This is a genomic window from Psychroflexus tropicus DSM 15496, assembly GCF_000378765.1.
Lineage (GTDB): Bacteria > Bacteroidota > Bacteroidia > Flavobacteriales > Flavobacteriaceae > Psychroflexus > Psychroflexus tropicus.
The window spans coordinates 1-12,828 of record NZ_KB905346.1 but is presented as its reverse complement, the minus strand read 5'-3'; the positions used below and the strand labels follow the sequence as shown (position 1 = coordinate 12,828).

Here is a 12,828-nt window from a genome sequence, read left to right as displayed (position 1 = left end):
ATATCATAAAACGAAAACTTAGTTCTCGGATTGAAATCGCTCTATAATTTCTCTTGCCCTTTCAACATCATCAACATTTACTTTCAATTCATAATAACCAAATGCTCCTGCATATGCTGAATCCACATTATTAATTTCAAAAGAATCGATACCTTCAGAGCCTAATAAATTTTTAACCCCCATCAGTTCAACTTTAGACTTTGTGCTAAATATTCTTTCTTTCATCCTTAGAGTTTAAAGTTAATTTTCTTCCTCCATCCCATTCCAGCCTCTTGCTTTGATCGGAATCTTGGTATTCATTCTTGAAATTAGATGAATTCCCTCTTTTTTTTCTGCCATGTGCCCAATGACAGTAAGGTTGGGATTGGCCTTTATCTTATCGAAATCCTCTTGTGCGATTGTAAATAATAGTTCATAGTCTTCTCCTCCATTAAGGACTACGGTTGTAGAATCCAATTCAAACTCTTCACAGGTAGAAATACATAAAGGATCTAGGGGAAGCTTGTCCTCATATAAATTGGCCCCCACCTTAGAATGTTTACATAAGTGCATCAATTCTGAAGACAATCCATCACTAATATCGATCATTGAAGTAGGCTTAACCTTCAGAGCTTTTAGCAGTTCAACAATATCTTTTCTAGCTTCGGGCTTAAGTTGTCTTTCTACTATGTAGGTATATTTCTCCAAATCTGGCTGCGCGTTAGGATTGACTTTAAAAACCTCGTTCTCTCTTTGCAGAACTTTCAATCCTAAAAAAGCTCCACCCAAGTCTCCTGATACCACTAATAAATCATTTGGCTTGGCTCCACTTCTATAAGTGATCTCTTCTTTTTTAGCTTGCCCAAGTGCTGTAATGCTAATTGTAAGCCCTTTGGTGGCCGAGGTGGTATCTCCACCTACGACATCAATATTGTAAAGTTCGGCTGCTGCACTAATTCCGCTATACAGCTCCTCGAGAGCCTCAACCGTAAATCTATTTGAACAAGCTATAGAAACTGTTATTTGTTCGGCTTTGGCGTTCATAGCATATACATCAGACAAGTTTACCATAACCGCTTTATAGCCTAAATGCTTAAGAGGCATAAAAGCCAGGTCGAAATGAATCCCTTCCACTAAAAGATCTGTTGTCACCACAGTCTGTTGCTCGTGATCTAAAACAGCAGCATCGTCTCCAATACTTTTTACTGTTGAAGAATGCTTCACTTTTAAAAATTGAGTAAGGTGATCTATCAGTCCAAATTCACCTAATTCAGATAATTTAGTTTTGCTGTCTTTCGTATTTTGAAACATTCAATAAAATTTTAAAGCACAAAGTTAATTAAAGCTTTTAGATAAAATACTAATTAAAGGTAATCAACTAACTTTCATTAATTTAAGAATTGATTCTTTTCCAGTATATTTGATAAAATTATTATTTTGAAAAAAAATTACATCCAAATTTTAGCGATGATTTGGGCCTTCGCTGCATATGCTCAGACCCCATGTGAAAATGGTTTTGCAGGTTCTTACCCCTGCAATGATTATGACCTGATGTCACATATCGATCTTAACGTACTTTCAGCTAGCGCAGGAAATGATTCCTGGGGATGGACCGATCCCCAAACAGGAAAGGAGTATGCGCTCATTGGATTAAGCAATGGTACCGCTTTTATTGACGTAAGCGATCCCGTTGACCCAATATACCTTGGTAAATTACCAACCCATACACAATCCAGTACCTGGAGAGATATCAAGGTTTATAACAACTATGCCTTTGTAGTTTCAGAAGCTAATGGACATGGTATGCAGGTGTTTGATTTAAGGAGACTACGCAATATAGCTAACCCTCCACAAACTTTTAATAATGATGCGCATTACAATGGATTTGGTAATGCGCATAATATTGTGATCAATGAAGAGAAACCCTATGCTTATGCAGTAGGTACTTCTACGTTTAGCGGTGGTGCTCATATTGTAGACATATCCAATCCTTTACAACCTGTTTTTGCAGGTGGCTATGAAGAAAGTTTCTATACTCACGACGCACAGGTAGTGACCTATAACGGTCCAGATCAAGATTATATAGGCAGAGAAATATACATTGGGAGTAACGAAGATGAGGTGGTCTTCGTTGATGTAACAGATCCATCTAATACTTCACTCATCTCAACAGTTTCTTACAGTAACATAGGCTATACCCACCAAGGATGGCTTACAGAAGACCAGCGTTATTTTTTTCTTGGTGATGAAACCGATGAATTAGGTTTTGGCTTTGATACTAAGACTATCATTTTTGATGTCCAGGATCTTGACAACCCAAGTGTCCATTTAGATTATTTTGGCCCCACAGAGGCTGTGGATCATAATGGATACATTCATAATAACACCTTTTACCTATCAAATTATAATGCTGGCTTACGCATTATAGATGTATCTGGTGTGGGATCTCAAACCGTGACTGAAATCGGTTTTTTTGACACGTATCCAGAGAACAACAATGCGGGCTTCAGTGGTGTATGGAGTAATTATCCTTATTTTGAAAGTGGAAACATTGTAATAAGCGATATCGACAGAGGTTTTTTTCTCATCAGAAAATCTGGCACGCTTAGTTCTGATAATTTCATCCAGGAAAACTTCAGCATCTCCCCAAATCCTGCCAGCACTTATGTTCAAATTGAAAATTCTTCTCTGCCTATCAATTCTATTGAGCTCTATGATCTTTTAGGACAACGAGTATTCTACCAAAATTATAATAGCTTGAATCAGGTCCAAGTTCAACTTGAAGCCCTTAAAGCGGGGCTCTATATGGTTAAAATAAACAATTCCTTCACCAAAAAACTCGTCATTAAGTAATGCTAAAGCAAATCACATCCATGCTGGTTTTCATCTTATTGCTTTCCTGCTCTGGAGAAGATGACACAGTTCAAGATCAAACTGAAGAAAGCCCTGTGTTTCCAGGAGAAATAGAATTCCTCAAAACCATAGGCGGATCTGAGCAAGATGACTTTTTATCTGTTGTAGCTACTCAGGATGGTGGAGCTGCAGCTTTTGGGTTTACACAAAGCAACGATGGAGACATCACTGGAAAGCCAACCACGGACAGTGATTATTGGCTTGTCAAATTTGATGAAAACCTCAACATCGAATGGCAAAGCGTTTTTGGCGGGAGTAACGATGACCGTGGACAGGATATGGCAGCGACATCAGATGGAGGCTTCATCGTCAATGGATTTAGCAGGAGCTTAGATGGAGTTGTGAGTCAAAATTATGGATTTCAGGATTACTGGGTAGTCAAACTCGATGCAGGTGGCAATATTCAATGGGAAAAAAGTATTGGTTTTTCTGGGAATGATCGCGGATACGGCATTACCACAACGTCAGAAGGGGGATATTATGCCACTGGATTTTTGGATGTCACAGCCTCCGGTGGCGAAGGCAACGACGATTTTAGTGGGTCAAAAAATAAGTTCGATCAGTCTTTACCAAAGCATGGTGTTGGTGAATTCTGGGGAATACACTTATCTGGTAGCGGGGAGACCTTAAGACGAAGATATTTTGGTGGTACAAATAATGACAGAAGCTATGCGGCAATTCAGACTGAGGATGGTGGATTTATACAGGTAGGACATTCTGAGAGTGATGATTTTGATATTACCGACCCTAAAGGAAGTTACGATGTGTGGGTCGTAAAAACGAGTGAAGATGGAGACCTGGACTGGCAGCAGAATTTTGGAGGAAGCAGTATAGAAATAGGTTACGATATTATTAAAACTGATGGCGGCAATTATTTGCTGGTAGGCGACACCCGTAGTACAGATAAGGATGTTTCTAATCCAAGAGGTAGCGCCGATGTTTGGATCATTAAATTCGATCCCGAAGGTGAGTTGATTTGGGAAAAGACTTATGGGGGTTCAGATTTTGAATCGGGCAGATCCATTGTAGCGCTTGGTAATGATGAATATTTTGTGACCAGTAGTTCACAAAGTCTAAATGCTCAGCTTGACTTTAACTATGGTATGAACGACGTTTGGAATTTTATCATCAATGGCAACGGCGAGTTAATTTGGCAAAAAACAACTGGTGGAAGCCAACTCGATCTTGGAAATGATGCTGCCAGGAATGCAAGAGGAGAAATTTTCGTAGTAGGCAGCAGTGAAAGCAAGGACAACGATTTCCTCAATAACCAGGGCGATAAAGATGCCTTTATATTTAAATTGAATTAAGATGAAAAAAATAATATATCTCGCTAGTATTTTGGGTTTACTTCTATCTTGTAATGATGACGAAGAGATTTTCAATTCGGAGACTAAAGATGTTAGTATCAATTTTTTAAATACGATAAATTCTGAAATAATCAATCTGGATTCCAATACCTATCAAAATTCAGCTGGAGAAGAATTTTCAATAAACGAGTTAAAATACATCATCAGTAATATTGAGTTTGAGAAAGAAAACGGAGATGTATTTAGATACCCTGTAGAAGACGGCTATTTTTTAATCAATCAGGAAAACAACGATAGCAAATTCATCACTTTAAAAAACATCCCTATAGAAAACTTCAAAATCCTTAGGCTTGGAATTGGTATAGATCAAAGTAATTACCCCCTAAACGGTGTCGACAATTTTGTTCCTACGGCCGAAGAGAGTGGAATGCTTTGGAGCTGGTCCGCCGGTTATATCTTTTTTAAAATGGAGGGAAATTATTCTGTAAATCAGGTGCAGAGCCCTTTTCTTTTCCACATTGGAAGCCACGGCACCAATTTGGACAATTATAAAGTGGTTGAACTTTCTTCCCAAGAGCCGTTTCTTAATCTGAATCAACAGAATCTAATTTCAATAAAAGCTGACCTTTTGAAGGTTTTTAATGCCACCCATGACATCCAAATCCAAGACAAACCAGATGTTCAGATAGATCCAGAAAATGCTCCAAAAATTGCAGAAAACGTGAGTCAGATGTTTTCATTAGTCTCCGTCTTTACAACCCATTAATTAATATGAAGAAATTTTCAATTTTCATTATTTGTCTAACACTTTGCCTGGCTTGCAATAGTGAAGATAATGCCTATGTTGAAATTTCTGAGAACAAAAAATTAGATTTCCCACAACCTGACTTCTTTCCCTTACCGGCCTATGATTTGGAAGAAAATCCTCCTACAGAAAAAGGATTTGAGCTAGGCAAGAAACTATTTTACGATGGCCGGCTATCTTCCACTGGCGTCATTTCTTGTGGTTTTTGCCATATCCAAGAGTTTTCTTTCACTCATCACACCCATGAAGTGAGCCATGGCGTCAATGGAGCTTTGGGAACTCGTAACGCCCAGCCGCTTATCAATCTGGCCTACTTCAATGAGTTTTCTTGGGACGGTGCTGCACCGCATCTAGATTCTTTTTCTATTATTCCAATTACTACAGATGTAGAAATGAATGAAACCGTAACCAATGTGTTATCCAAATTAAAACAAGACGACGAATACTTAAGCTTATTTGCTCAGGCTTTCGAAAATGGCGAAGTGGACACCCAAAATATGTTTAGAGCATTATCACAGTTTATGGTGATGATGGTTTCTGCAGAAACAAAGTATGATAAAGTCTTAGAAGGTAACGCCGTATTTACTGAAGCCCAAGCAGCAGGCAAAGCCCTGTTTGATGCCAAGTGTTCCAGTTGTCATAAAGGTATTTTGTTGACAGACCAGTCCTACAGAAATAATGGTCTACCTGTAGATCCTCAATACAATGATGTGGGTAGGAAGCGAGTGACAGGCCTTGAAGAAGATTTATATAGATTCAAAGTACCAAGCTTGAGAAATATAGCCGTGAGCTTACCTTACATGCACGATGGTCGATTTCAAACCCTTAAAGAGGTCTTAGACTTTTATGACTCAGGAGTCACAGCCAGTTCTACGTTAGATCCTCTTCTCCAACAAGAAGAAGAATTGGGAATTCAGCTTACTGAGACGGAAAAAGAACAACTCATTGCTTTTTTAAGGACGCTCACCGACGATAACTTCCTGCTTGACCCTCAATTTTCAGAGTTCTGAATTGAAGGATTTAGATAAATTGATAGCGGTTTCAATTAAAGCTAAGTGCGAATAGGCCTGAGGAAAATTCCCTAGTAACCGCTTGGTTTTAAAATCGATGTCCTCGCTCAATAAGCCCAGGTGATTGGAAAAACCAATTAAGCGTTCAAACTGACGTTTAGCTTCCTCAGTTTCTCCAATTTTATTCAAACTGTTGATATACCAAAAAGTACAGATGGTAAAAGAGGAACTCGGCAATCCAAAATCATCTTTGTTTTTATACCGATAAAGAAGGCCATCATTTGTAAGGTGTTTTCCTATCGCTTTTACTGTGCTTATAAATTTAGGATCCTTTGCATCTATAAAGCCATAGGTCTCCATGAGCAATACAGAAGCATCCAGATCTTTAGAGCCATAAGATTGAGTAAATGCCTGCACTTCTTCGTTCCAGGCATGCTCAAGAATGTCTGCTTTGATCGCTTGCTCTAAAGTTTTCCAACGCTCCAGCTTTGAGGTTTTACGGAACAATTTTGAAATCTTAATAGCTCGATCGATAGCCACCCAACATAAGACTTTGGAAAACGTGAAATGACGGTCTTCCGTTCTAAATTCCCAAATACCTTTATCAGGCTCCTGCCAATGATTACCTACCACCCAAGCTATACCTTTGGTGATGGTCCATAATTCTTCCTGATTATCGGTATCGGACTTGAATTTCACTAACTCCTGATGAATCACATCCACCAAAATTCCATAAATGTCATTTTGCTTTTGGGCGTAAGCAGCATTTCCAGTTCTTACAGGTGAAGAGCCTTTGTAACCAGAAAGATGCGTTAGTATTTTTTCGGTGAGCTCTTTTTCTTTATTGATACCATACATGATCTGGAGTTTCTCATTCTTATCTGGAATCAAATCAATAATGAACTGCAAGTAACGCTTAGTCATTCTGGTATGGCCAAGTTGGGAGACTACTTTCACCACCATAGAGGCGTCCCTTATCCAGCAAAACCTATAATCCCAGTTCCTCACCTCTCCTATCGTTTCTGGAAGAGAAGTCGTTGCAGCAGCTAGAATAGCTCCTGTTTTCTCATAACTCAGCAGCTTTAAGGTCATGGCACTCCTTAGGATCTCGTCGTCATAATAGCCAAATTTTGGGGTGTTGTAACTCCAATTAAGCCAGTAGACTTTCGTTTTTTCAAGATCTAAAGCAACAGATGATAAGCTGGGCAATTCGATTTTCTCGTTATAAGACATGAGAAAAAATACGTCTTTAGTCAGCTCAATCTCTTCAGAGTTGACAACAGCCTCTTTAGGTAACGAGGTGTACAGAAACAGCGTATCAAATTCGTCGGCTTCAGTGAGACTAACGATAAAATTTTTCTTGATATATATCTCAGTCCGACCTAAAGCATATTCAAGCTTTGGGTTATAATCTATCTTCAATTTTGGCTTCCCACTCGTCACTTTCAAGTATCTTATGACCTCCGGCGGAGCGTGATACTCTTTATGTTTTTTCGGGTATCTGGGTAAAAAATCATAAAGTTCGAAGCTAGCCTCAACAGATTCAAAAGTGGTTTTTAATATGGAAGTATTTTTGACATAGCTCTGAGAAATGTGGTAGGTCTCATCGACTTCAAAAGCAAATTGGCCCCCTTTTTTCTCGTCTAAAAGTTTAGCAAATACTGAAGCTGAATCAAACTCAGGCAAGCAACACCAGTCTAAAGAGCCTTTGTCTGAGACTAAAGCAGCCGTCCTGCAGTTACCTATGATTCCATAATTAAAATTATCCATTAAATTCACATTTTTGATGAAAGACCCCTTTTAAATAAGGGGGTTATTCTGAAATAAAATCAAAATTTAAGATAAGCCTCTACAAAACAGACCCTCTACCAGTGATTAAATTCTTATTTTTATAAAAATAAAGTAAATAATTCAACTCAAAGCCCTTTGCTATGAATAAAACGATAATTGTCTCGAATAGATTACCATTACAAATTAGCATGGAAGGGGAGCAGCTAAAAGTGACTCCCAGCGTTGGAGGACTGGCAACTGGCCTTAAAACAGTGCATAAAGGTGGCAATGGGATATGGATTGGCTGGACGGGCATGACCGAGGAAGAACTGGATCCCGAGTTGGAAACCAAAGTGAATGCTGCCGTTGCCAAAGAGCAGTGTGTGGCTGTAAAATTGAGTGAGCGTGATCTAGACTTATATTACTATGGTTTTAGTAACCGAACCCTTTGGCCTCTTTTTCATTACTTTATCGAATACACCGAGTATGACCCAGAATCCTGGGAAACCTATAAGGCCGTAAATCAAAAATTTGCAGATCAGGTTCTGGCCAATGCAGAAGATGGCGATAACATCTGGGTTCAGGACTATCAATTGCTACTTGTGCCGGCAATGGTAAAAGCTAAAAAACCAAACCTGTCCATCGGATTTTTTAATCATATTCCATTTCCCTCGTATGAAATTTTTAGGACCTTCCCCAAACGAAAGGAACTCCTGGAAGGCATGCTTGGAGCCGACCTCATCGGTTTTCACACTTACGATTACGAACGTCATTTTTTAAGTTCAGTGAAGCGTATTTTGAGTTTGGAAGTCAATTTTAACCGGGTGACCTATCATAATAGAATCATCAAAGTTGATTCGTTCCCCATGGGGATCGACTATGAAAAATTTGAACAGGCAGCCTTAGCTCATGATGAAAAGGGTGAAAGTGAAAAATCTGAAATCCAAAAACGACTGGATCAACACCTTCAGCATGAAGAGGGTGTTAAGATGATTTTGTCTATAGACCGGATGGATTACACCAAAGGCATTCCTAACCGGATAAAGGCTTTTGAATATTTCCTCAAAAAATACCCTGAGTTTCAGGAGAAAATCCGGCTTATCATGCTGGCGGTTCCTTCTAGATCTCAAGTTCCACAGTACCAGCGTCTCAAGCAGGAAACCGATGAACTCGTAGGCAGGATAAACGGAGAATTTTCTACAGTAAGCTGGACACCCATCTGGTATTTTTACAGAGCACTCCCTTTTGAGAATCTTATCGATCTTTACACCTCTTCCGATGTAGCGCTTATCACACCAGTGAGGGATGGTATGAATCTCGTCGCCAAAGAGTATGTTACCACCCGAACTCAAAAGGATGGTGTGTTGATTTTGAGTGAGATGGCTGGGGCTTCTAAAGAATTAAACGAAGCTTTATTGATTAATCCTTTTAATTATGAGGAAATTGCCGATAGCATCAAACAGGCCCTGGAAATGCCAAAACCAGAGCAGCAGGAAAGGATGCAGGCTTTACAGGAACGATTAAAACGCTATACGGTTAAGAAATGGGCTCAGGAATTTATGAATTCCCTCAACCAGGTGCATAAAGTTTATCACAGCATCAAAGCCAAAAAGGCGGAGAAAAGCGATATTGAAGCCTTTCAAAAGAAAGTGAATTCTGAAGACTCAAAGCTGATTTTTTTGGATTACGATGGTACTCTGGTCAACTTTAAAAACCAGCCAGAAGAGGCTAAACCAGACCAGGAGCTTTACGACCTTTTGAAGCAGTTGCATACTAAACCAAATCTAAAACTAGTCATCATCAGCGGGCGAGATAAGGAGACACTAAACAATTGGTTTGGACAAACGCCTTACACCCTGGTGTCCGACCACGGCGTATCCATGAGGCTAGAAGGTGAAGACTGGAAAACCTTGGAGGTTCTTAAAACCGACTGGATGGAAGACGTGTTACCCGTTCTGGAAACTTTTGTCGACCGAACCCCAGGAACGCTGGTCGAAAAGAAAAAGTTTTCTTTGGCCTGGCATTACAGAAACACCGACGTCGAACTCGCACAAAAACGGCTGGTGGAAATAAGAACCGTGCTCACTAGTTTTATTTCGAACACCGACTTGACTCTGCTGGAAGGCAATAAGGTTCTGGAAATAAAAAGCAGTAAAGTGAATAAAGGCAGAGCGGCATCACAGCTTGTCAATCAATTTCCTTCACAGCATATTTTTGCGTTTGGAGACGACTGGACCGATGAGTTTATGTTTGAAGAACTGCCTGAAAAAACAGAGTCGATAAAAGTTGGAGTGCGTAAAACGAAGGCCAAGTATTATGTGAACAGGGTAGAAGACGTAAGATCCCTCTTAAAAACCTTAGGTAACTAATTATTGAACAAATACGATGTGCAGACATTTGAAATTGATTTGGGACTTCCGTGGACCCAATGCCCATAAAACCGCAGAGCATCATGAAATTCATCTCCAGGATTTCTTAAGGATGAATCGCCTCCTGGATTTAAAGACCGGCGTAGAAAAACTCAGCGAACACCACAGCATTGCCTATTTGGTGGTAAAGGAAACCGACATGAAATTCTACAGAGATCGTTTAAAACCCCATCGGGGGCAGGTATATACTCCTAAGGCTTAGTTTTTTTAAGTTTTTATTGAAGCCGAATCGATTTTATGCAAAAAGTTACTAGTTTTAGAGGATATATACTAGTTGTAAGCCATTTGAACAAAACACCCTGAATGAAAAAAATAATTATACTAACAACAGTAATCTTCTCGCTTCTTTGGAGTTGTCAAACTGAAAAAAAAGCTGACGAAAAACAAGAATATTTACGTTGGGTAGGAGATATAGAAAAAAATGAACAGATTGACGAATTGGAATTTAAAGTTTGCAACGGATATGATAAAATCCTTCAATATTTTAATTTAGGAAAAGGACCTGTTTATAGCGGAGAAAAATCTAAAATTTTAAATACGTTTAAATCAAAATATCAACCAATAACGGACAAAAATCAAAATGGACTAATCAGAATACGTTTCATTGTAAACTGTGAGGGAAAAGCAGGTAGATTTAGGGTTTTGCAATCGGATTATAGTTACCAAGAAAAGAATTTTAACAAAGAAATAGTTTCTCAACTTCTAAACATAACCAAAGAAATTGAGAATTGGGAAGTTTTTAAAAGAAACGAAGTGACTGTTGATTATTATATGTATTTAATATTCAAAATTACAGACGGACAACTAACTGAAATTTTACCATAATGAAATACTTTAACCTTTTAATGCTATTGTTTGCATTTTCAAGTTCATTAGCACAACCAAATTGCGAGGCTTACAAATATTATGGAGATACCTTAAAATACGAAGCTTGTAAAAAAGCAATGGAGATTAAAGGTCATTACCAATTCAGTAAAGAATACCAAACCGTTTTAGACGAATCTATTGAGATTGACCCTACATTCGATTACGCTTATTGGGCAAAATCCATTGCCTATCTGAAAAGTGGAGACTTTGTGACTTGGAAAAAATTAATTGACAAGGCTGTTGAATACAATCCAAAAGAACATTTAGGATATAGAGGTTGGTGTCGTTACCAATTCTTTAGAGACTACAAAGGAGCAATTAAAGACATCGAAAAGTTGGATAGTTTGGTAGATTATGATATTGGACAAACGCAAAACGGAACATACCATTTGAATATTGCCAAAGGCATGTGCTATAAAGCGATTGGAGAAAAAGAAAAGGCAATAGCAATTTTAGAAAAACAAATTAAATTAAACGAGGAAGAAAACTTTGTTGGTGCTTATGATTATCTGCATCTTGGAGTTCTATATTTAGAAACTGAAAAATTTGAAAAAGCAGTTGAGACATTCAAGAAACAATCGGAAAACAATGAAGTGGCGGAAAATCAATATTATTTGGCTATGACTTATTTAAAATTAGATAAACCTACCGAATATAAATCTTGTTTGGATAAAGCAAAGGAACTTTACATTGGAGAAAGAAGAATGACCGACCCATATTCGAATCCAATGGACAAAATATATTTAGAAAACATTGAAAATGAACTAAAAACGGCTTACAACAATGGCTATAAGTAATTGCTTGTTCTCGCCTACTTACGAAAATCCTCGCGGATTTTCCAACTTGGTGTGTACTTGCAAAGTTTAGTGCTAACTCATGCAACTACTCATAGCCGGAGCCGTTGTAAGTAATTAAAAAAACAAGTTTTATGAAAAAAATAGTTTTGATTTTGAGCCTTGTGATTTCTCTCTTTTCCTGTAAACAAAAAAATAAAGATGTAGAAAAAAAAGAATTATCCGAATCTAAAAAAGCTGAATTGATTGCTGAGTTTAAAGAAATGAAAGAAGCAGACCAATTAAACAGGTCTTATATCTCATTAAAAACTTTTGACCAAAACTTAATTGACAGTGTGAACAAATTGACAATAGAAGAAAATATAAAATTCAGACAGACGCATCAATCTGAACTTTCCGAAGAGCAAATAGACTCACTTTGGAGTATTCAGAACGAAATTGATTTAAAAAACACAAATCGACTTTACGAAATAATCAGAGATTATGGATGGTTAAGTAAAGCCAAATTAGATTCAGTTGTTGACCCAATGTTATTTCTATTCCATACACCGAAAGAGACTATTGAAAAGATGCAAAATTTACTTATTGAAGAAGTAAAGGCAAATCGAATGGAGCCTATCAAATTTGCAACCTATGTTGATAATATGAGAAAAAAGGCTTACAGAAAAAATCAGCTCTACGGAACGGGAGATGAATTTGACCCCAAAACGAACTCAGTTGTTCCGCCATTCATAGAAAATATTGACAGTACAAACATTGAGCGTAAGAAAATAGGACTTCCTGAACTAAAACAAGGAGAATATAGAACTGAAAAATAACTACTTACAACAATGGCTATAAGTAATTGCTTGTTCTCGCCTACTTCTGAAAATCCGCGAGGATTTTCAGCTTAATGTGTATTTGCAAAGTTAAGTGCTAATCCACGCAACTACTCATAGCCTAGACCGTTGG

The 12,828-nt window shown here is 38.1% G+C and carries 12 protein-coding genes; 9 read left to right on the top strand and 3 right to left on the bottom strand.

Annotation, left to right across the window (positions count from 1 at the left end):
• Positions 1 to 18 precede the first annotated feature (18 nt).
• The gene (locus F598_RS0112510; protein WP_019039410.1) at positions 19 to 225 is read right to left on the bottom strand and encodes a putative signal transducing protein; all 207 of its coding nucleotides are present in this window, start codon (positions 223 to 225) and stop codon (positions 19 to 21) included.
• Between the two features lie 15 nt (positions 226 to 240).
• The gene (gene thiL, locus F598_RS0112505; RefSeq protein ID WP_019039409.1) at positions 241 to 1,290 is read right to left on the bottom strand and encodes a thiamine-phosphate kinase; all 1,050 of its coding nucleotides are present in this window, start codon (positions 1,288 to 1,290) and stop codon (positions 241 to 243) included.
• A 126-nt stretch (positions 1,291 to 1,416) separates the two neighbouring features.
• On the opposite strand from thiL, the gene F598_RS0112500 reads away from it, so the two are divergent.
• Genes F598_RS0112500 through F598_RS0112485 form a run of 4 tightly spaced genes read left to right on the top strand, consistent with a single transcriptional unit; the run spans position 1,417 to position 6,017 of the window.
• Positions 1,417 to 2,832, top strand: a complete 1,416-nt coding sequence (locus tag F598_RS0112500; RefSeq protein ID WP_245539788.1) for a choice-of-anchor B family protein — start codon at positions 1,417 to 1,419, stop codon at positions 2,830 to 2,832.
• On the top strand, positions 2,832 to 4,202 hold the full coding sequence (locus F598_RS0112495) for a hypothetical protein (RefSeq protein WP_019039407.1): 1,371 nt from the start codon (positions 2,832 to 2,834) through the stop codon (positions 4,200 to 4,202). Before F598_RS0112500 ends, F598_RS0112495 begins: the two co-directional genes overlap by 1 nt.
• A gap of 1 nt (position 4,203) precedes the next feature.
• Positions 4,204 to 4,968: an MbnP family protein gene (locus tag F598_RS0112490; RefSeq protein WP_019039406.1), complete on the top strand. Its 765-nt coding sequence runs from the start codon at positions 4,204 to 4,206 to the stop codon at positions 4,966 to 4,968.
• Positions 4,969 to 4,973: 5 nt separating this feature from the next.
• Positions 4,974 to 6,017, top strand: coding sequence for a cytochrome-c peroxidase (locus F598_RS0112485; RefSeq protein WP_019039405.1), 1,044 nt, complete (start codon positions 4,974 to 4,976; stop codon positions 6,015 to 6,017).
• Here the strand turns inward: F598_RS0112485 and F598_RS0112480 are convergent.
• Positions 6,006 to 7,787 carry a glycoside hydrolase family 15 protein gene (locus tag F598_RS0112480; protein WP_019039404.1) on the bottom strand — a complete coding sequence of 594 codons (1,782 nt, stop codon included), beginning with the start codon at positions 7,785 to 7,787 and terminating at the stop codon, positions 6,006 to 6,008. The genes F598_RS0112485 and F598_RS0112480 overlap by 12 nt on opposite strands.
• 161 nt (positions 7,788 to 7,948) lie before the next feature.
• Here F598_RS0112480 and F598_RS0112475 point away from each other — a divergent pair, with 161 nt between their 5' ends.
• From F598_RS0112475 to F598_RS0112455, 5 genes are all read left to right on the top strand, one after another.
• Positions 7,949 to 10,156: a bifunctional alpha,alpha-trehalose-phosphate synthase (UDP-forming)/trehalose-phosphatase gene (locus tag F598_RS0112475; RefSeq protein WP_026302708.1), complete on the top strand. Its 2,208-nt coding sequence runs from the start codon at positions 7,949 to 7,951 to the stop codon at positions 10,154 to 10,156.
• A 16-nt stretch (positions 10,157 to 10,172) separates the two neighbouring features.
• Positions 10,173 to 10,418 (top strand): hypothetical protein, encoded by a 246-nt coding sequence (locus F598_RS0112470; RefSeq protein WP_033408682.1) that lies wholly within the window; start codon positions 10,173 to 10,175, stop codon positions 10,416 to 10,418.
• Positions 10,419 to 10,519: 101 nt separating this feature from the next.
• On the top strand, positions 10,520 to 11,041 hold the full coding sequence (locus F598_RS0112465) for a hypothetical protein (RefSeq protein ID WP_019039400.1): 522 nt from the start codon (positions 10,520 to 10,522) through the stop codon (positions 11,039 to 11,041).
• Complete coding sequence (locus tag F598_RS0112460) at positions 11,041 to 11,880, top strand: tetratricopeptide repeat protein (RefSeq protein WP_019039399.1); 840 nt, start codon at positions 11,041 to 11,043, stop codon at positions 11,878 to 11,880. Before F598_RS0112465 ends, F598_RS0112460 begins: the two co-directional genes overlap by 1 nt.
• A gap of 131 nt (positions 11,881 to 12,011) precedes the next feature.
• On the top strand, positions 12,012 to 12,695 hold the full coding sequence (locus F598_RS0112455) for a hypothetical protein (protein WP_019039398.1): 684 nt from the start codon (positions 12,012 to 12,014) through the stop codon (positions 12,693 to 12,695).
• Positions 12,696 to 12,828: the final 133 nt, after the last annotated feature.